Below are 19,666 nucleotides of genomic sequence, written 5' to 3'. Positions count from 1 at the left end.
CGAAGCCCTACCAGCGCGACATACAGACGTCGATCCATCGAATGAACCAAACCGCCCGCATATCTCTTCAGATACCATCAATGTCAAAAAACGTGGGGCAAAACCAACCAGACCCGCCTTCCAGCGACCCCCGCCAATCTCGCTCCGGATTGTCCCGCCAGCGCCTCAGCGCCGCCGGTGAGGGGCTATCTACGGATCACGCACAAACTCCGCAAGCAGTTTTTTGGCCTGATCCGGAACTTTTCTCGAATTTCCGGATTTTTCAGTCTTTCCAGAGGCATGACGAAAGAATGCGAAGGTCGGACCCGGCGTCGCGCGCAAGTTTGTTGCCGAACGCACATCCCTGCCTGCACGTCGCCCAAGCCCCATCGCCCGCCCCACGCACGGCCTACCCAGCGTCACGACACGGTCGAGAGAAACGCGGCCGTCCGGGTTCGCCCTCAGGGCGAGGAAACGCGGAATCATCGCCCGATCCGGCGGCCCGGGAACCGGTTCGGCGGATTTCGCGGCGCCGCGGCGTCCGGTCAGCGACAGGCGCCGGGGGCCATCGGCGCCTGTCCTTACGCGCGCACGCGCGTTATGATGGTCGCAACCGTCAGGAGGACCATCATGAACCGCATTCTCCCCGCCCTGCTGCTGCTCGCCGCGCCGGCCCTTGCCCAGCAGACGATCACCTACGACACCAACCAAAGCTTCGACGACGTGGTGTTCGGCCTGGAATCGGCGATCCTGGACCAGGGCCTCGTCATCGACAGCGTGTCGCATACCGGCGAGATGCTGGAACGCACCCGCGAGGCCACCGGCTCGGACGTGGTGCTGTTCGAGGAGGCGGACGTGTTCAGCTTCTGCTCGGCCAGCCTGTCGCGCAAGGTGATGGAGGCCGACCCCATGAACATCGCCTTCTGCCCCTACGACATCTTCGTCATGGTCCGCCCCGAGACGCCCGGCACCACGACCATCGGCTTCCGCGGCTTTCCCGATGGCCCGATGAAAGAGGTCGAGGCCCTGCTGGACGGCATCGCGCGCACCGCGATCGGGCTGGATGACTGACGGATCGGTCACGGCCATTCACGAAAAGCTGACTGGAAAACCGCGAAGGCGCGGGCTTAGCGGCCGGGCCCGGCGGGTCAAGCGGGAAACGACGGCAGGGCCGGTGATCCGCTCGGCGGTCCGTCCCGTAGTCCTTACGATGTCAAAAGGCATCGGAAACGGATTACAGGAGGATCACACATGTTCCGCAGAAGCTTTATCGCCCTGACCGCAGCCGCTTCGATGGCCACGCCCGTCTTCGCCGGCAGCCACACGATGGATATCGTCGACACCGCGGTCGAGGCAGGCAACTTCACCACCCTCGTCGCCGCGGTCGAGGCCGCCGGCCTGGTCGACACGCTGAAGGGCGAAGGCCCCTTCACCGTCTTCGCGCCCACCGACGAGGCCTTCGCAGCCCTCCCCGAGGGCACCGTCGAGAACCTGCTCATGCCCGAAAACCGCGATCAGCTGACCGCGATCCTGACCTACCACGTCGTTCCCGGCGCGGTGATGTCCGGAGACCTGTCCGACGGCATGATGGCCGAGACCGTCGAGGGCTCCGAGGTCACGATCTCGACCGAGGGCGGCGTCATGGTCGACGAAGCCACCGTCACCACCGCCGACATCGAGGCGTCGAACGGCGTCATCCACGTGATCGACGCGGTCCTCATGCCCGAAGGCATGTAAGCGTTGCGCGGGCGGCCCCGCGCCGCCCGCACCGCTTCCGGCCCGCGCAACGGGCCGCATCATGGCGCTACCGTGCCCCCGTTCCACCGGAGGCCTGCCATGACCGATTCCCTGCACCACATCCCGCAAGACATCCCGCTGTCCGAGATCGACGCCACCGCCCTGCCGCGCGACCGCGGCGCGCCCGACCCCGAGGCCGATGCCGAGCTGCGCGATTCCATCACCCTCTCGGGCCTGCGCCAGCCGATCGAGGTCTTCCCCGTCGAGCCCGCCGGCTACGCGCTGATCTCGGGCTTCCGCCGCCTCAAAGCCCTGCGCGCGCTGGGGCACGACACCGCACCCGCCTTCATCCGCCAGCCCGCCAGCATCGCCGACGCCCTCGCCGCCATGGTGACCGAGAACGAGATCCGCGCGCCCGTCTCGCCCTGGGACAAGGGCGCGCTGGTGCTGCGCTGCCTGCAACTGGGGCTGCACGACACGCCCGACGCCGCCATCGACGCGCTGTTCCCCGCGCTCTCGCGGCAGAAACGCTCGCGCCTGCGCGGCTTCGTGTCGGTGGTCGAGGCCTTCGAGGGCCGCTTCGCCACGCCCGACCGCCTGACCACCGCGCGGCTCGACCGCCTCGCCGCCGCCCTGCGCTCGGGATGGGAGGACCTGATCCGGAACGCCCTGCCGCCCTCGCGCACCCACAGCCTCGACAGCCAGTGGTCCGAGATCGAGCCCCTGCTGGCCGAGGCCCTCTCCCCCGAAGGCGCCGCCACCGCGCCGGGCACCAAGGGCGCGCCCCGCCGCTCCCTGACCCTGCGCCAGGGCCTCACCATCCGCCGCGAGTTGACGCGAAACGGCTGGGTCCTGCGCTTCTCGGGCCCGCAGGCGAAGACGCCGGGGCTGATGGAAGACGTGATGGAGTACGTGGAGCGGATGTTTCAGAAGGGGTGAGCGTCTTTGGTAATGTGCCTACGATCGAATCTGACAGGGAGAATGTCGAGCACCGGAACAATCAGACAATCTGCTCGCAGGCTGATCGACTGAGCTATCCTACCCGTTCAACGCTGTTAAATCGGCCGAAGCCCTAGATGGTTCGAGTGAAAACTCTTTGACACGAGAAACCCCCGTCAAAGAGTCGTCCCTTGATCTAATCAAGACTTCCCTCACTGGGTCATACTCAATGTTGGCGGGCAGCATCGCTTCGGCGACAGGCGGGTGAGACGACGCAATCGTTTGATAATTATTGGCGACCCAACTCGATACAACCTTGGCAAGAATCCACGAGTCCCTTTCAAGCCCGTCTCGTCGATGGATCTTTTCGTCATAGAACCCGAGAACGTTGAGGCAGAAGCGAACGAATCGAGCGCCTTTATAATTTGGAAACCCGTCCATCCTAGAAATCTCATCCCAAATCATCCGACGCAGCTTTCGGCGAACCATTTTCATAATTTTTGTGTCGCGAATCTCAAATCTGCTGATCGGCGACCAAACTATGTTGTGCTGTACGTCCCACATCGTAAAATCCTTGGTGTTGACGCTAGACGCATGAAAGATCGCCTCATAGAGGAGCTTGGCAAGCTTCGAAGATAGATCGCTGCCGAAGTAATACCTATCTTTTTTACTGAAGTAGACGTGTTCTCCAGACTCATCGAAGATTTTTATTATGTCCGTCAGGAACTTGTTGGCCTCGCTGGCATGCCAGCGCGGATTATGTGGGTCGAAAACGTTCTCGTACTTTTCAACATCGCCTATCCGTTCGTACGCTCTCTCTGTGGTTCTTAGAACGTAGCTTAGCCCGTTCGCATCTGAGTTTCTGAACTCGCTAGACGTAAGGCCGCGGACGTATTCTTTGGCCATGCCGAAATACACTGTCCACGTTTCAGCATCCCAAGTGCGCGCATGGGGGTAATCGAGATCCAACGGTGATTCAATACCTCCTTCAAACTGCTCCAATTTATGCCAGTTCCTGAAAATTGATCGAGTTATCGGCTTTACTTCGCCTGCAAAACCTTGCTCCAGCCACTCATTCTCCACGAACAATGCCGATTGGGGCTTCGCCAAAAGCGATATCACAACTCTCCGGATAACCAGATGCGCGGGAGCATCGGGCCTCCTAAGCGCAACCATTTGCTCCGCCAAATAGGCTGGAAAAGTTGGAATTTCTTCTGCGACCACGTCGCAGAAGCGGGGGTCTGAAAGCAGTAAAAGTAAGTTCGCCGCATGAGCCTCTAGCTTGGAAACGACTGGCAGCTCGCCCATGAAGGAAGATCGCTTTCTATCCGGGCTGTTAGAAACCAATCTTGGAATTTCATGCATCAGCTCTTGAGCTAGCACCAGAAGCTCGTCGCGGCTTCCATTAGAGACATATAGAAACGATTGATGAAAGAACCTTGGGGCAGTAAATTTTGAAAAACGGGGCGGGCGGATAAAGCATATCTTCATCCAGTAAATGACTAAGAACGCTATTACCGCCGCGATTATGAGATTCACAGCATTCGGGTCAATGAAGACGGGGAACCTAATCTCATACATAACGAACGCTTCCACCGCAAAGGTGGCCGCCGCCGAAATTATGAGGGTAACAAAGAATAACTTACGAAACGGAATTATCGCGGTAGCTTGGCGAAACTGGTACTTTGGCGCGGAAAGTGTGAAAACCGCAACCGAAAATGCGATGATCCCGAGGAACCCGCCAGTGTCCAGTACCGGAGCGTATGCGTCTCTTGGAACTAAATGAAGGCCCTGCCTCCACCAGCCGCTTAGCTCCACCCACCAGCCACTTATTTGATCAAATTTCAAATCGTCTAATCCAGTCGCATATCCGGACACTATGTCCGGAACAGCCTAGTTGTTCGGCCACAGCATCCACAAGGCGCGGAGCATCACACGTGAGCAATGTTCATACGAAAGGTGGGTACGGCCAAGTCGCGTTGTGCTGGCTCGCGAAACGCTCCAAACCCTAACAACTCCTGAATCCGTCTCTGTAACCCATTGAAATCCCTTACCCACCCGAGTGTCCCACCGTGGGACACCCCTTCGGGCCATGAAAAAAGGCGGGGTCTCCCCCGCCTTTCTCCCGGTGTCCCAGGGCCTGCCGGACGGCCTCAGTGAACCACCGCATCGTCCCCTTTAATGGACGACTGCATCGTCGGGTCGCGGCCGGTTGGTCGAGGCCACGCGGTCCCCGATGATCAGCCCCTCGGACCCCGCATGGACCGCGATCGTGTCGCCGTCGGCCACGTCGCCGGCCAGCAGCATCTCGGCCAGCGGGTCCTGCAGCGCCCGCTGGATAACCCGCTTGAGCGGCCGCGCCCCGAAGACCGGGTCGTAGCCCTCGTCCGCCAGCCATTTCCGCGCCGCATCGTCCAGGTCCAGCGTGATCTTCCGCGCCGCCAGCCGCTTCAGCAGCCGCGACATCTGGATGTCCACGATCCCGGCCATGTCCTCGCGCCGCAGCCGGTCGAAGATGATCGTCTCGTCCAGCCGGTTGAGGAACTCCGGCCGGAAATGCGCCCGCACCGCGTCCATCACGTCGCGCTTGGCCGTGGCCCCGTCCGCCCCCTCGGGCATCTGCGACAGCGCCTGCGACCCGAGGTTCGAGGTCAGCACGATCAGCGTCTGCTTGAAGTCGACCGTACGCCCCTGCCCGTCCGTCAGCACGCCGTCGTCCAGTACCTGCAGCAGCACGTTGAACACGTCCGGGTGCGCCTTCTCGACCTCGTCGAACAGCACCACCTGATAGGGCCGGCGCCGCACGGCCTCGGTCAGGACGCCGCCCTCGTCGTAGCCCACGTAGCCCGGAGGCGCGCCGATCAGCCGCGCGACCGAGTGCTTCTCCATGAACTCGGACATGTCGATGCGGACCATCGCGTTGTCGTCGTCGAACAGGAACTCGGCCACGGCCTTGGTCAGCTCGGTCTTTCCGACGCCGGTGGGGCCGAGGAACAGGAAGCTGCCCAGCGGACGGTTCTCGTCGTTGAGTCCCGCGCGCGCCCGGCGCACGGCGTTGGCCACCGCGTGCACGGCCTGGTTCTGCCCCACCACCCGGCGGTGCAGGTTGTCCTCCATGCCCAGCAGCTTCTCGCGCTCGCCCTCCAGCATCTTCGAGGTCGGGATGCCGGTCCAGCGCTCGACCACCGCGGCGATCTGCTCGGGGCGGACGGCCTCCTCGACCATCTGCTCGCCCTCGGCGCCCTCGGCCTCGGCCAGCTGCTTTTCCAGCTGCGGGATGATGCCGTAGGACAGCTCTCCCGCCCGCGCAAGGTTGCCCTCGCGCTTGCAGATATCGAGCTCGGCCCGCGCCTTGTCGAGCTGTTCCTTCAGTTCGCGCGCCCCGGCCAGCTTGTCACGCTCGGCCTGCCACTTGGCGGTCATCTCGGCCGCTTCTTCCTGCAGGTCGGCCAGCTCGCGCTCGAGTTTTTCCAGCCGGTCCTTCGACGCGGCGTCATCCTCCTTGCGCAGGGCCTCCTGCTCGATCTGCATCTGCAGGATCTGGCGATCCAGCGCATCCAGCTCCTCGGGCTTGGAGTCGACCTCCATCCGCAGGCGCGACGCGGCCTCGTCCATCAGGTCGATGGCCTTGTCGGGCAGGAAGCGGTCGGTGATGTAGCGGTGCGACAGTTGCGACGCCGCCACCAGCGCCGAGTCCGAGATCCGCACGCCGTGGTGCAGTTCGTATTTCTCCTTGATGCCGCGCAGGATGCTGATCGTGTCCTCGACCGTCGGCTCCTCGACCATCAGCGGCTGGAAGCGACGAGCCAGCGCCGCGTCCTTCTCCACGTGCTTGCGGTACTCGTCGAGCGTGGTTGCGCCGACGCAGTGCAACTCGCCGCGCGCGAGCGCGGGCTTCAGCAGGTTGGACGCATCCATTGCGCCGTCGGCCTTTCCTGCGCCCACCAGCGTGTGCATCTCGTCGATGAACAGGATCACTTCGCCCGCAGCCGCTTCGATCTCCTTCAGGATCGATTTCAGCCGCTCCTCGAATTCGCCGCGATACTTCGCGCCGGCGATGAGCGAGCCCATGTCGAGAGACAGCAGCCGCTTGTTGCGCAAGCTTTCGGGCACGTCGCCGTCGACGATGCGCAGGGCGAGGCCCTCGGCGATGGCGGTCTTGCCGACGCCGGGCTCACCGATCAGTACGGGGTTGTTCTTGGTCCGGCGGCTGAGGACCTGCATCGCGCGGCGGATCTCCTCATCGCGCCCGATGATCGGGTCAATCTTGCCTTCGCGGGCGCGTTCGGTCAGGTCGATGCTGAACTTCTTCAGCGCCTCGTAGCCTTCCTCGGCGTTGGCGCTATCAGCCGTTCGACCCTTGCGGATGTCGTTGATCGCGGCGTTCAGCGCCTGCGCGGACACCGCGCCGGCCTCCAGCGCCTCCTTGGCGGGACTATTCACCATCGCCAGCGCCATCAGGATGCGCTCGACGGGAACAAAGCTGTCGCCGGCCTTCTTGGCCAGCGTCTCGGCCTCGTCCAGCACCTTGCCGGTGGTGGCGTCCAAATAGGTCTGACCGGAATCGCCCGAGACCTTCGGGATCTTCGCCAGCTTGCCGTCCAGCGCCTGCACGACCCGCGCGGGCTCTGCGCCCGATCGCTTGATGAGGTTCGACGCCATGCCCTGGTCGTCGTCCATCAAGGCCTTCAGCAGGTGTTCGGGCGCCAGCTTCTGATGGCTTTCCCGCATCGCGATGGTCTGCGCGGCCTGAACAAAACCGCGTGCACGCTCCGTGAACTTCTCCAAGTTCATGGTATCTCTCCTTTTTCAAGCACCCCCTCGCCCGCGGACGCCTGCCAGGCAGCGCGCCGCATCTCGGGGCCTCGTGATTGAAGTGGAGATCGGCCGGACCCTTTGCAAGGCCCGACCGTTGCAATATTGCCACTACGCCAGCGATACTATTCCGTCACCACGTTGTCGTCGATCACCGTGTCGTTGTCGTCGTATTCAGGGCCCGACGGAGTCGGCACGAACGGCTCCTGCACGCCGTCGGGATCGACGACCACCTCAGGGTCCAACTCCGGCGACTGGCTGGTTTCCAGGATGTCGCCGCTCTCGTAGGGGTTGGTAGTCGGACCGCCGGTCCGCTCGCCCACCAGCAGCATGATCCCCACCAGCAAGACGAAGCCCAACGGAATGGCCGCGAACAACCAGCGGGGGGTCTTCTTCTTCTCGGCCATCAGTTTTCCTCTCTTTGCGTGTCGGTTTCCGCGCCGTCGGCCTCGTCCTCGTACGCGTCACCGTCGACGCCCAGATCGGGCTCGACCGTCACCATTCCGGTGTCGTTCTGAACCTCGCCTCTCTCGGGCGAGATGACTTGGTCCGGCTGTACGGCGCTGCCCTCTTGGGGGGGAACCTCGGGATCGGGATCCTGGATCGCCGTCGTGTCCGTCGCGTTGGTCGAGCCCTCGATGAACACGCCCGGACCCTCGGGCTGCAGCACCCCGTCTTCGGTCTGACCCGAAATGCCGTCGAGGTTGCTGCCCTCGCCCGTGCGATGCTGCCGGTCCATTTCGGAATCGTCCTGTGTTGCCAGCCATCCCAGGGCCAGAACGACGATCACGGCCACGACGGCGACACTGATGAAACCTTTGCTGCGTCTTGTCATGGATTTCTCCTTTCGTTGTACACTCAACCCTGCGCCGGGCGGCGCAGTTCCAAGCGCCTCCATCGCTTGACCCTGCCCCGGGGGCCGATAAGACACCGCCAGCCAAGGGAGTCCGCCCAAGGCAACTACCCTGAAGGAGCCGCCATGACCGATGACCGCCTGATCGTCGCGCTGGACGTCGCGAACGCCCTCGAGGGGATGGCCTTGGCCGAACGGCTGGGCGACACCGTGTCGTTCTACAAGATAGGCCTGGGCATGCTGACCGGCGGCGGGCTGGCGCTGGCCAACGAGCTCAAGTCCGAGCACGGCAAACGCATATTCCTCGACATGAAGCTGTTCGACATCGGCGCCACGGTGGAATCCGCGGTGCGCGGGCTGGCGCAGTTCGACCTGGATTTCCTGACCGTGCACGGCGATCCGCACGTGGTGCGCGCCGCGCGCGAGGGCGCGGCCGGGTCGGGCATGAAGATCCTCGCCGTGACGATCCTGACCTCGCTCGACCGCAACGATCTCGACGCCGCGATGATCGAGAGCGGCGCGATCCCCGACCTGGTGGCCACCCGCGCCGGACGCGCTTTCGAGGCCGGCGCCGACGGGGTCATCGCCTCGCCGGCCGAGGCGGCGATGATCCGCGCCCTGCCCGAGGCGACCGGCCGTCTGATCGTCACCCCCGGCGTACGGCCTGCGGGCGCGGCCAGCGACGACCAGAAGCGCATCGCCACCCCCGCCAGCGCCATCGGCGCAGGTGCCGATCACGTCGTCGTCGGCCGGCCGATCCACCGCGCGCCCGACCCGCGCGCCGCCGCGCAGGCCATCGTCGACGAGATGCGTGGGCTCTAGCGCCGCGCCCCCGGCGGCGATGGATTACCGACCGCTTGCGGCGTATGGTGCACGGGCACGTCCACGGATCGCCCGATGCCCGCCCTCTGCCGCGACTGCCTGACCCGGTCCGAGACCGGCCGCCGCTGCCCCGCCTGCGGCCGGCCGCGCATCGTCGCGCATGACGAATTGTGGGACCTGTCGATCGCGCACATGGATTGCGACGCCTTCTATGCCAGCGTGGAAAAGCGCGACAATCCGGACCTCGCCGACAAGCCGGTCATCATCGGCGGCGGCCGGCGCGGCGTCGTGTCCACCGCCTGCTACGTGGCGCGCATCCGGGGCGTCCGTTCGGCCATGCCGATGTTCAAGGCGCTGCAGCTGTGCCCCGACGCGGTGATCCTCAAGCCCCGCATGTCGGTCTATGCCGAGGTCAGCCGCGCCATCCGCGTGATGATGGAGGAGCTCACCCCAGCGATCGAGCCGCTCTCGCTGGACGAGGCGTTCCTCGACCTCACCGGCACCGCCCGCCTGCACGGCGCGCCCCCGGCAGTGGTGCTGGCCGGCCTAGTGCGCCGCATGCGGTCCGAGCTTGGGGTGACCGGGTCGATCGGGCTGTCGCACAACAAGTTCCTGGCCAAGATCGCCAGTGACCTTGACAAGCCGCACGGCTTCGCAGTGATCGGCCGGGCCGAGACGATGGATTTCCTCGGGCCCAAGCCCGTGCGCATGATCTGGGGCGTGGGCGCGGCCGGTCAGGCCGCGCTGGACGCCGCCGGCATCCGCACCTTCGACGACTTGCGCCGCTGGGACAGGCGCGACCTCGCCGCGCGCTTCGGCTCGATGGGAGACCGGCTGTGGCACCTCGCCCGGGGCGAGGACAACCGCCGCGTGACGCGCGACGCGGCGATGAAGTCGATCTCGAACGAGACGACGTTCGACGAGAACACAGCCGATGCGGACATCTTGGACGGGCACCTGTGGCGCATGGCCGAAAAGGTCGCCGACCGCGCCAAGGCAAAGGGGCTGGCGGGACGGGTCGTTGTGCTGAAGCTCAAGCGCGCGGATTTCACGCTGATCACGCGGCGTACCTCGCTGAACGACGCGACGCAGATGGCCGACCGGATCTATCGCACCGCGCGCGCGCTGTTCGACCAGGTTCCGGCCGGCGGATCGTACCGCCTGCTGGGCGCGGGCGTCTCGGACCTGGTGCCCGAAGCGTTGGCCGATCGCGGCCGCGACCTTCTGGATCCGCAGGCCGAGGCGCGGGCGCGGGCCGAGCGCGCCACCGACGCGATCCGCGCGCGCTTCGGCGAGGCGGCGATCGTCAAGGGACGGTCGCTGCGCTAGGCGCCGAACAGCCGGTAATACAGCCCGTCCGGCAGGAATTGCCCGCCCCGGAAGACATAGCTGAACCCGGTCGGGAAGGACCGCTTGAAGTTGCCCGAGTTCATGTGCTCGAACATCCGGCGCGCGGCATCCTCGGGCTCCATGATGAATGGCATCTTGAAGTCGTTCTTCGCGGTCAGCCGGGTGCGGACGAAGCCGGGGTTCACCAGCTGCACCTCCACGCCCGTGCGCCGCAGGTCCGCGTACAGCGACTCCGCCAGCGCCATGATCCCGGCCTTCGTCGCCACGTACGGCGCCGATCCGGGCAGCCCGCGGAACCCCGACAGCGAGCCGGTCAGCACGATGTGGCCGGCGTCACGCGCGACGAAGCGGGGCAGCACCACGCCCATCAGGCGTATCGCCCCGGTGAAATTCACGTCGGCCATCGTCGTGGCCTTCTCGGCGTTCCAGTTCTTGGCGCCGAAGGGCCAGTAGACGCCCGCCATCTGCACCACGCCGTCGATCTCGTGGCGATCGAAGATCGCCTGCAGCCCGTCCGCGTCGGTGACGTCGCCCGGCTCGACAACCGCGCGGCCCGGAAGGGCCTGCGCCAGCGTCTCGAGCTTGTCTTGCGACCGCGCCGTCAGCACCAGTTCGGCCCCGGCGCGGCTGAGGGCATGTGCCAGCGCCTCGCCCAGCCCTTCCGAGGCGCCCACCAACCAATAGCGTTTCCCGATCCAGTCCCTCACGCGGCCTCCTTCCGTCTCATGGTGGCCACCAACTCGGCCACCTTTATTCCAAACTTCCGAAACTGCGATCGGTTCACGATCGTACCGTTCGGTCCTAGGTACATCCAGTCGGTGGCGTCCAGCACGTGCCCGCCCGCATCTGCCGGCAGACGTATGCGGTAGCGCAACTGCAGCGCCGGCCCCTCGACGCGTCCCAGCCCCTCGCCCACCACGTCGGGCGCGGTGGCTGTCACCCGACCGTCATTGCCCAGCATCAGGGTCCACTCGCGCCGCTGCCGCGCCCCCGTGTCATAGACGAAATGCTCGATCAGCCGCCCGCGGTTGCCCTCCCACGCCGCGTCGAACTCGGCGGTGAAGCGCGAACTCACGCGCCCCGTCGGCCCGTAGATCACCCCGTCGCACAGGATCGGGCCGTTCAGGTGCCGCCGCAGGTCCAGCGCCTCGCCCGGCGCGCCGCGGTAATCCGCCGGCTTCTGCGCGACAAACCCGAACCAGCGCGCGCGGAGCCAGCTCATCCCCAGCATCGCGGCCGAGCCCGCGACGAAATACAGCGCCTCCATCACGCATTCCCCCTGATCGGCGTGGCGACCAGCAGGCCGATCGCCACCAGCTTCAGCAGACACGGCACCCCGGCATAGAGCAGGCCGAGCGTCCGCAAAGCCGCCTCTCCGTTGTCTTCCCCGGACCGGAACCCCTGCCATTCCAGCACCGGAAGTAGCGCGATCGCCGCGAAGGCCAACGTGAACTTGGACGCGAAGGACCACAGCGCAAAGCCCTCGGCCCCGGCCGGAGAGATGCGTGCCATGCGCGCCGCGAACAGCGCCGGCAGCAGCGTCAGGTCCGCGCCCACGGTCGCGCCCGAGGCAATGCAGATCAGCGCGAACAGCCACGCATCGCCCGCGCCCAGCGCCAGCGCCCCGCCGAAGGCCGCGATCGACAGCACCATCGCCGCCAGCAGCACGCGCTTCGCGCCGAAGCGCTCGGCCGCCATGCCCCAGCCCGGCGCTGCGGCGGCGGCCGAAAGGAAGAACACCAGCAGCAGCGGCCCTTCCCAGCCCGGCGCCTGAAGGCGGCTTTCCACGAAGAACAGGAACAGGGTCGAGGACACCGCCACCGGCGCCGCGTTGACCAGCGCCACCGCCAGCAACCGCAGCGCGACGCCGTCGCGCAGCACCAGCGCGAACCCCGTTGCCGGCAGCGCCGCGCTGTGGCGCCATTCCGGCGCCATCACGAGCGCCGCGACCGCGCAGAACACCACGAACACCGCCGCGAAACCGGCGAAGGGCGGCACGCCCAGCGGCGCCAGCACGCTGGGCATCAGCGCGGCCGCACACACCCCCAGCAGCGCGCCCGTCTCGCGCCAGCGGGCCAGCCGCAGGTGCCCCTGCCCCGCCAGCGCGCCGGCCTTGGCCACCCCGGTCGAATAGAACGCGATCGTCAGGAAACTGAAGCTCGAGAAGACGACCGTCAGCGTCAGCGCGAACCACCACAGCGGCGGCAGCAGCGGGTCGAGCGCGAAAAGCCCCACCATCCCCGCGCCCATCAGCGCCACCGCCACCGCGACGCCCAAACCCCGCGCGGCCTGCGTCGCCTGCGCCAGCCAGCCCAGCACCGGATCCTGCACCACGTCCGCCAGCCGCAGCACGAACAGCACGCCGCCCAGCGCGGCAAGGCTGACGCCGTACTGGTCGACGTAGAACTTGGGCGCGTGGATGTAGATCGGCAGGCCAGCCGCCGACAGCACTCCGGCGAAGACCGCATAGGCGCCGAGGCGCTCGGTCACCGACTGACGTCTTCAACCGGCGGCGCGGGCCGCTGGCGGAAGCGCGCGCCCTTCCACCACAGCTTCAGCGCCTGCCAGTGGATCAGCGCCAGCACCCGGCGCGCGCCCAGCGGCCGGCGCAGCAATGCCCGCGCGATCGAGGCATGGCTCATCGGCCGGCGCGGCCCGCATAGAGTGGCGATCAGCCCGCCCTCGGCGCGCGTATAGTCGATATGCACGCCCACGTGGTCGTCGCGGATGTCGAAGCGGAAGGCATAGCCGCCCTCGACCGGCTGGAACGGCGAGACGTGGAAGATCTTGCGCGCCGTCAGCGTGTCGCTCCGCGTGATCGCGCTGCCATCGGGTTTTGCGCACAGGTAGGAATGCCGGTCGCCATAGGTGTTGCTGACTTCGGCGATCACCGCCATCAGCGCGCCGCCCTCGTCATGGGCCAGCCAGAACGACACCGGGTTGAACACGTGGCCCAGCGTGCGCGGCTGCGCCAGCAGCATCAGCCTGCCCGGCGCGCGCACCTGGTGCGCCTCCAGCACCTCGCGCGCCCAGGCCGGCCCGCGCCCGTGGCCGGGCGCACCCCCGTGATCCCTGTCGTGCAGCGACAGCAGGTTCGCGCGGTTGCGCGAGAACGGCCAAGGCGCGCGCGGTTGCACCTCGGGGTCCAGAAGCACGTAATCCACCGCATAGCGGAAGGCGTTGCCGATGGCGCCCTTGCGGCCGTGCCAGGTGTGACCCTCGATATGCTCGACATGGCTCATGCGGCGGCCTCGACATCGGCGCGGGCAGTGATGGCCTCGGCAACGTCGACGGCGCTGGACAGTCCGTCCTCGTGAAAGCCGTTCTTCATCCAGGCACCGCAGAACCACGTGTTGCGCGTGCCGTTGCGGGCGGCCACCACCTGCTGCGCCTCGAGCGCGGGAAGGTCGTAGACCGGGTGGCGCAGCACCGTCTCGTCGTAGATCAGCTCGTCGCGGATCGGGCGGGTCGAGTTCAGCGTGACGAACATCGGGTCGTCCTTCGGGATCGGCTGCAGGCAGTTCATCCAGTAGGTCAGGTCGATCCGGTTCATCGTCTTGGCCTCGGCCTCGGTATAGTTCCACGACGCCCAGACGACCTTGCGCCGGGGCATGATCCCGGTGTCGGCGTGCAGCACCATGCGGTTGGGCTGGTAGCGCACGGCGCCCAGCGCGGCACGCTCCTCGGGCGACGGATCGGCCAGCATCGCGAGCGAATCGTCGGAATGGGTGGCGAAGACCACGTCATCGAACGCTTCCCAGTCGCCGCGCGCGCGGATCTCGACCCCGCCGGACGTCCGGCGCACCGCCTGCACCGGCGTGCCGGTCCGAAGCACTACGCCCTGCGCGCGCATCGCCGCCTCGAGCCGCCGGACATATTCGACCGAGCCCCCCTCGACCGTGTACCATTGATGCTGACCGTAGGTGTTCATCAGCGCGTGGTTCTCGAAGAACTGCACCAGCGCGTGGGCCGGGAAATCTAGGATCTTCTCGGTCGGCGTCGACCAGATCGCGCCCGACAGCGGCAGCAGGTAGAAGTCGCGGAACCAGTCGCCCGTGCCCATCCTGTCCAGGAAATCGCCCAGCGACAACGTCCGGTCCCGCGACCGGTCCAGCGCGTGGCGGTTGAAGTGCATGATGTCGCGCACCATCCGCAGGAACCGTGGATTGGCCGCGTTGCGCTTCTGCGCGAAGAGCGCGGCCAGCGAATGCAGGCCGTACTCGATCGCGCCGCCGCGCAGGCTGGCCGAAAAGCTCATGTTGGACCGCACGACCGGCACGTCCAGCCGGTCGAACAGCGCCGTCAGGTTGGTATAATTGGCATAGTTGAACACGATGAAGCCGGTGTCGACCGGCTGATCCCCGCGCTTCCCGGCGATGCGGGTCCGCGCATGTCCGCCCAGCTGTGGCTCGGCCTCGAACAGGGTGACGTGGTGGTTGCCGCCCAACAGATGCGCCGCCCCCATTCCCGAGATGCCGGCGCCGATCACGGCAATACGTCTCGGCGCGGCGCCGCGGGCTTCGAATGGCATGGGCTTTTGTTCCTCCTCTGCGGTGTCTACTCTCAGTTACGCAGGCCGGTCGCGACCGGATGAAAAATGTGGGAATTTATTTTTGATCCGATCCCGAAACGCCCGCGTAACCCTGTCATGTACGGTGGCGTGGACACATCGAAGCCTGACGATTCCGCGCCCCCGGCGCGGTCGGTGCCAGCGTTCGACCGCATCTCCCGGCGCCGGCAGGGCCGTTTCATGAGCCGCCCGACCGAAGGCGTGGCCGCCGACTGGATCGACGTGATCATCCGGATCCGCGACCACCGGGACGAGACCGCGTTCGTGACGCTGTTCCGGCACTTCGCCCCGCGGGTGAAGGCGTTCCTCATGCGGTCCGGCGCCGACGCGGCCCTGGCCGAGGAATGCGCGCAGGACGTGATGGCAACCGTCTGGCACAAGGCGGCGCAGTTCGACCCGACCCGCGCCTCGGTGGCGACGTGGATCTTCACGATCGCGCGGAACCGCAAGATCGACGTGCTGCGCCGGCAGCGCCGGCCCGAACCCGAGGATCTGCCCTGGGGGCCGGAACACGAACCCGACCAGGCCGACGCGATCGGCCTGCAACAGGAAAGCGAACACCTCGGAGAGGCCATCGCCTCTCTGCCCCGCAAACAGAGGGAGCTGATCGAGAAGGCCTATTTCGGAGAGCTGTCGCACACCGAGATCGCGCAACAGACCGGGCTTCCGCTCGGCACGATCAAATCCCGCATCAGGCTGGCGCTCGAACGTTTGCGCCACGCCATGGACAGAAGTTGACGCCCATGACCATCAACCACCACCTTACCGACGACCTGATCCGGTCCTACTCGGCCGGAATCCTGCCCGAGGCCATGGACCTGATCGTCGCGACGCACATCTCGCTGTGCGACGAATGCCGGGCGGCGCTGTGCGCGCAGGACGCGGTGGGCGGCGCGGTGCTGGAACGCGCCCGGGGCGAGGCCGTGTCCGATGCCTGCCTGGACCGCACGCTGGCGCTGATCCGTGGCAGCGACCGCGCGGCCGGGCCCGCGCGCGACACCCGGAAACCGGACGCGCCGCACGATCCGGTGCTGCCCGCGCCGCTGCGCGACTATGTCGGCGGATCGGCGGACGCCATCCGCTGGCGCCCCGTCGGCATGGGCGTCAAGCAGGCGGTCCTGCGCACCAAGGGTGACGCCAAGGCGCGCCTGCTGCGCATCCCCGCCGGCGCCGCGATGCCCGATCACAGCCACCGCGGGATCGAGCTGACGATGGTCCTGAAGGGCGCCTATTCCGACGCCGACGGCCGGTACGCCCGCGGCGACATCGAGATCGCGCACGAGGACCTGCACCACACACCCGTGGCCGACGTGGGCGAGGATTGCATCTGCCTCGCGGTCAACGAGGGGCCGCTGCGCTTCAAGGGAATTCTGCCCCGGCTGGCGCAACCTTTCCTCGGGATCTGAGTTGAGGCTGCAGTGAACGGGCAGCACCCGCCCGGATGACCAGTATCTTCGGTACGAAAAAGGCGGAGCCTCGGCTCCGCCTTTTGTCGTCCGCAGGCCCGCCTCAGGCCTTTTTCTTCTTCGGCGGCATCAGGTCGGTGATCGTGCCCTCGAACATCTCGGCGGCGAAGTTCACCGTCTCCGACAGCGTCGGGTGCGGGTGGATCGTGTGGCCCAGATCGATCGCGTCGGCGCCCATCTCGATCGCCAGCGCGGCTTCCGAGATCAGTTCGCCCGCGTTGGTGCCGACGATCGCCGCCCCCAGCACGCGCTGGTCCTGCGGGTCGAACAGCAGCTTGGTCATGCCCTCGCTGCGCCCGTTCGACAGCGCGCGGCCCGACGCGGCCCAGGGGAACACGCCCTTCTCGACCTTGATGCCCTGCGCCTTGGCCTCGGTCTCGGTCAGCCCGCACCACGCGACCTCGGGGTCGGTGTAGGCGACCGAGGGGATCAGCTTGGCATCGAAATGCCGCTTCTCGCCGGCGATGACCTCGGCCGCGACCTTGCCCTCGTGCACCGCCTTGTGCGCCAGCATCGGCTGGCCCACGACGTCGCCGATGGCGAAGATGTGGGACTGCCCCGTGCGCATCTGGCTGTCGACCGCGATGAAGCCGCGCTCGTCCACCGCGACGCCGGCCTTCTCGGCGTCGATCAGCTTGCCGTTGGGCTTGCGTCCGACCGCCACCAGCACCTTGTCGAAGGTGTCGCTGAACGTCTCGCCCTTGTCGTCCTCGAACGTGACCTTCAGGCCCTTCTTCTGCGCCTCGACGCCCGTGACCTTGGTCTTGAGGAAGATGTTCTCGTACCGGCCCTTGATGCGGGTCATCAGCGGCTTGACCAGGTCCTTGTCGGCGCCGGGGATGATCTGGTCCATCAGTTCAACCACCGTCACCTTGCTGCCCAGCGCGTCGTAGACCGTGGCCATCTCGAGCCCGATGATCCCGCCGCCCAGAACCAGCATCCGCTTGGGGATGTCTTCCAGCTCCAGCGCGCCGGTGCTGTCGATCACCCGGTCGTCGTCATGCGGGATGAAGGGCAGCGTCACCGGCTCGGACCCGGCGGCGATGATGCAATTGTCGAAGCTGACATTCGTTTTGCCGTCGTCGCCCTCGACCGCGATCATGTTCGGCCCGGTGAACGTGCCGTAGCCGCGCACGACCTTGACCTTGCGCGCCTTCGACAGCCCGTCGAGGCCCCCCGTCAGCTGCTTGACCACGCCGTCCTTGAAGCCACGCAGCTCGTCGAGGTCGATCTTCGGTTTGCCGAAGCTGACGCCGTGGCTGCCCATCTCGTCGGCCTCGGTGATGACCTTGGCCACATGCAGCAGCGCCTTGGACGGGATGCAGCCCACGTTGAGGCACACGCCGCCCAGCGACGGGTATCTCTCGATCAGCACCACGGACTTGCCCAGGTCGGCCGCGCGGAACGCCGCCGAATAGCCGCCGGGGCCCGAGCCCAGAACGACAACCTCGGCATGCACGTCGCCCTTGCCCGACGCGTCGCCGGTGGCCTGCACGGCCTTCGGCGCGTCGTCCTGCGGGGGCGACCCGCGGCCGCCATAGCCGCCCTTGACCTCGCCGCCCTGGCCGGTGGCGTCGGCGGCCTTTTCCTCGGCGGGCGCGTCGCTGTCCTCGGCCTCGAAGACCATGATGACCGATCCCTCGGACACCTTGTCGCCCTCGGCGACCTTGATCTCTTTCACTGTGCCGGCGCGGGGGCTGGGCACCTCCATCGTGGCCTTGTCGGATTCCAGTTCGATCAGCGGGTCTTCGGCGGCGACGGTGTCGCCGACGGAAACCAGAACGCTGACCACGGGGACGTCGGTGAAGTCACCGATATCGGGTACCTTGATGTCCATACCTGTCACCTCACCACATCAGCTTGCGCATGTCGCCCAGCAGCGTCTTGAGCGTCACGCAGAAGCGCGCGGCCAGGGCGCCGTCCACCGCGCGGTGGTCGTAGCTCAGCGACAGGGGCTGCATCAGGCGCGGCTCGAACTCGGTGCCGTTCCACACCGGCGCCATCTTGGACCGAGTGAGGCCCAGGATCGCCACCTCGGGCGCGTTGACGATCGGGGTGAAGCTGGTGCCGCCGATCCCGCCGAGGCTGGAGATCGTGAACGTGGCGCCCTGCATGTCCTTGGACTTGAGGTTGCCGTCCCGCGCCGCCTTCGACAGGCTCATCAGCTCCTTGCTGATGTCCACCAGGCCCTTGCGGTCGGCATCCTTGATCACCGGCACCATCAGCCCGTTGGGCGTGTCGGCGGCGAAACCGATGTTGTAGAAGTCCTTCCTGATCAGCTTGTCGCCGTCCGGATGGATCGAGGAGTTGAACTCCCAGTGCTGCTTGAGCGCGCTGACGCTGGCCTTGATCACGAAGGACAGCAGCGTGACGCGATAGCCCTCGTCCTTGGCCATCGTGTCCATTTCCTTGCGGTACTTGTCCAGCTCGGTGATGTCCGCCTCGTCGTTGTGGGTGACGTGCGGGATGTTCAGCCACGACCGGTGCAGCGCAGGGCCGGACAGCTTCTTGATGCGCGACATCTCGACGGTCTCGACCGGGCCGAACTTCGAGAAGTCCACGGCCGGGATCGGCGGGATGCCCATGCCGCCCTGCGCGGTGCCTCCCGCGGCGGCCGGGGCCGCCTGCGATTTCAGCGCCTTCTCGACGTCCTCGCGCAGGATGCGGCCCTTGCGGCCCGACCCGTTGAGCCGCGTCAGGTCCACCTCGACGCGGCGCGCATAGGCCCGGACGGAAGGAGAGGCATGCACGCGGCTGAAGCCCGCATCCGTCACGGGCGCGGGCGCGGCACCGCCGGACGATGCGGGCTGCTCAGCCTTCTCGGCCGGCTCCTCGGCGGGTTTTTCGGCCGGCTTGGCCTCTTCCTTCACCGCCTCCTTCTGCGGGGCGTCGCCCTCGTCCTCGGCCTCGAGCAGCAGCACCACCGAGCCCTCGGACAGCTTGTCGCCCTCCGAGACCTTGATCTCCTTCACCACACCCGCGTGGCTCGACGGCACCTCCATGGTCGCCTTGTCGGATTCCAGCTCGATGATCGGGTCCTCGACCTCGACCCTGTCGCCCACGCTCACCAGTACGGTCACCACCGGAACGTCGGTGAAATCGCCGATGTCGGGTACCTTTACCTCAGTCGTCATG

Annotated in this window: 18 protein-coding genes; 7 read left to right on the top strand and 11 right to left on the bottom strand. The window is 66.4% G+C overall.

Annotation, left to right across the window (positions count from 1 at the left end; translation table 11 throughout):
• Positions 1 to 609 precede the first annotated feature (609 nt).
• From BLW27_RS14000 to BLW27_RS13990, 3 genes are all read left to right on the top strand, one after another.
• Positions 610 to 1,050, top strand: coding sequence for a DUF302 domain-containing protein (locus BLW27_RS14000; protein WP_089884015.1), 441 nt, complete (start codon positions 610 to 612; stop codon positions 1,048 to 1,050).
• Positions 1,051 to 1,230: 180 nt separating this feature from the next.
• Positions 1,231 to 1,716 carry a fasciclin domain-containing protein gene (locus BLW27_RS13995; RefSeq protein WP_089884013.1) on the top strand — a complete coding sequence of 162 codons (486 nt, stop codon included), beginning with the start codon at positions 1,231 to 1,233 and terminating at the stop codon, positions 1,714 to 1,716.
• Positions 1,717 to 1,815: 99 nt separating this feature from the next.
• On the top strand, positions 1,816 to 2,655 hold the full coding sequence (locus BLW27_RS13990) for a ParB/RepB/Spo0J family partition protein (RefSeq protein ID WP_089884011.1): 840 nt from the start codon (positions 1,816 to 1,818) through the stop codon (positions 2,653 to 2,655).
• A 99-nt stretch (positions 2,656 to 2,754) separates the two neighbouring features.
• On the opposite strand, the gene BLW27_RS20770 is transcribed toward BLW27_RS13990, so the two are convergent.
• The 4 genes from BLW27_RS20770 to BLW27_RS13970 form a co-directional block, all read right to left on the bottom strand.
• Positions 2,755 to 4,503 (bottom strand): hypothetical protein, encoded by a 1,749-nt coding sequence (locus BLW27_RS20770; protein WP_218141123.1) that lies wholly within the window; start codon positions 4,501 to 4,503, stop codon positions 2,755 to 2,757.
• Positions 4,504 to 4,833: 330 nt separating this feature from the next.
• A complete protein-coding gene (gene clpB, locus BLW27_RS13980; RefSeq protein ID WP_089884009.1) occupies positions 4,834 to 7,449 on the bottom strand; it encodes an ATP-dependent chaperone ClpB in 2,616 nt (871 codons plus the stop codon).
• Between the two features lie 146 nt (positions 7,450 to 7,595).
• Positions 7,596 to 7,877, bottom strand: a complete 282-nt coding sequence (locus BLW27_RS13975; RefSeq protein ID WP_089884007.1) for a hypothetical protein — start codon at positions 7,875 to 7,877, stop codon at positions 7,596 to 7,598.
• Entirely contained in the window at positions 7,877 to 8,305 is a 429-nt protein-coding gene (locus BLW27_RS13970; RefSeq protein ID WP_089884005.1) for a hypothetical protein, read from the bottom strand. The genes BLW27_RS13975 and BLW27_RS13970 overlap by 1 nt, the downstream gene beginning before the upstream one ends.
• 144 nt (positions 8,306 to 8,449) lie before the next feature.
• Between BLW27_RS13970 and pyrF the strand changes: the two genes are divergently transcribed.
• Together pyrF and BLW27_RS13960 are read left to right on the top strand one after the other, a co-directional pair.
• Positions 8,450 to 9,145 (top strand): orotidine-5'-phosphate decarboxylase, encoded by a 696-nt coding sequence (gene pyrF, locus BLW27_RS13965; RefSeq protein WP_089884004.1) that lies wholly within the window; start codon positions 8,450 to 8,452, stop codon positions 9,143 to 9,145.
• Between the two features lie 75 nt (positions 9,146 to 9,220).
• Positions 9,221 to 10,474: a DNA polymerase IV gene (locus tag BLW27_RS13960; protein ID WP_089884003.1), complete on the top strand. Its 1,254-nt coding sequence runs from the start codon at positions 9,221 to 9,223 to the stop codon at positions 10,472 to 10,474.
• On the opposite strand, the gene BLW27_RS13955 is transcribed toward BLW27_RS13960, so the two are convergent.
• The 5 genes from BLW27_RS13955 to BLW27_RS13935 are packed head-to-tail and all read right to left on the bottom strand — an operon-like array spanning position 10,471 to position 15,026.
• The gene (locus BLW27_RS13955; protein WP_089884002.1) at positions 10,471 to 11,202 is read right to left on the bottom strand and encodes an SDR family NAD(P)-dependent oxidoreductase; all 732 of its coding nucleotides are present in this window, start codon (positions 11,200 to 11,202) and stop codon (positions 10,471 to 10,473) included. The two genes, BLW27_RS13960 and BLW27_RS13955, sit on opposite strands and share 4 nt — an antisense overlap.
• Positions 11,199 to 11,762 (bottom strand): DUF3833 domain-containing protein, encoded by a 564-nt coding sequence (locus BLW27_RS13950; protein ID WP_089884001.1) that lies wholly within the window; start codon positions 11,760 to 11,762, stop codon positions 11,199 to 11,201. The genes BLW27_RS13955 and BLW27_RS13950 overlap by 4 nt, the downstream gene beginning before the upstream one ends.
• The gene (locus tag BLW27_RS13945; RefSeq protein ID WP_089884000.1) at positions 11,762 to 12,985 is read right to left on the bottom strand and encodes an MFS transporter; all 1,224 of its coding nucleotides are present in this window, start codon (positions 12,983 to 12,985) and stop codon (positions 11,762 to 11,764) included. The genes BLW27_RS13950 and BLW27_RS13945 overlap by 1 nt, the downstream gene beginning before the upstream one ends.
• Positions 12,982 to 13,737: a DUF1365 domain-containing protein gene (locus BLW27_RS13940; protein ID WP_089883999.1), complete on the bottom strand. Its 756-nt coding sequence runs from the start codon at positions 13,735 to 13,737 to the stop codon at positions 12,982 to 12,984. Before BLW27_RS13940 ends, BLW27_RS13945 begins: the two co-directional genes overlap by 4 nt.
• Positions 13,734 to 15,026, bottom strand: coding sequence for an NAD(P)/FAD-dependent oxidoreductase (locus tag BLW27_RS13935; protein ID WP_089883998.1), 1,293 nt, complete (start codon positions 15,024 to 15,026; stop codon positions 13,734 to 13,736). The genes BLW27_RS13940 and BLW27_RS13935 overlap by 4 nt, the downstream gene beginning before the upstream one ends.
• Positions 15,027 to 15,245: 219 nt before the next feature.
• Here BLW27_RS13935 and BLW27_RS13930 point away from each other — a divergent pair, with 219 nt between their 5' ends.
• Together BLW27_RS13930 and BLW27_RS13925 are read left to right on the top strand one after the other, a co-directional pair.
• Complete coding sequence (locus tag BLW27_RS13930) at positions 15,246 to 15,803, top strand: sigma-70 family RNA polymerase sigma factor (RefSeq protein WP_218141122.1); 558 nt, start codon at positions 15,246 to 15,248, stop codon at positions 15,801 to 15,803.
• A gap of 5 nt (positions 15,804 to 15,808) precedes the next feature.
• On the top strand, positions 15,809 to 16,471 hold the full coding sequence (locus tag BLW27_RS13925; RefSeq protein WP_089883996.1) for a ChrR family anti-sigma-E factor: 663 nt from the start codon (positions 15,809 to 15,811) through the stop codon (positions 16,469 to 16,471).
• A gap of 103 nt (positions 16,472 to 16,574) precedes the next feature.
• On the opposite strand, the gene lpdA is transcribed toward BLW27_RS13925, so the two are convergent.
• Together lpdA and aceF are read right to left on the bottom strand one after the other, a co-directional pair.
• Complete coding sequence (gene lpdA, locus BLW27_RS13920; protein ID WP_177177910.1) at positions 16,575 to 18,368, bottom strand: dihydrolipoyl dehydrogenase; 1,794 nt, start codon at positions 18,366 to 18,368, stop codon at positions 16,575 to 16,577.
• Positions 18,369 to 18,378: 10 nt separating this feature from the next.
• Positions 18,379 to 19,665, bottom strand: coding sequence for a dihydrolipoyllysine-residue acetyltransferase (gene aceF, locus BLW27_RS13915; RefSeq protein ID WP_089883994.1), 1,287 nt, complete (start codon positions 19,663 to 19,665; stop codon positions 18,379 to 18,381).
• Position 19,666: the final 1 nt, after the last annotated feature.

Origin of the sequence: Citreimonas salinaria (assembly GCF_900107235.1) — a bacterium.
In the GTDB taxonomy this organism is placed as follows: Bacteria; Pseudomonadota; Alphaproteobacteria; order Rhodobacterales; family Rhodobacteraceae; genus Citreimonas; species Citreimonas salinaria.
This window is presented reverse-complemented; position numbering and strand designations above follow the sequence as displayed.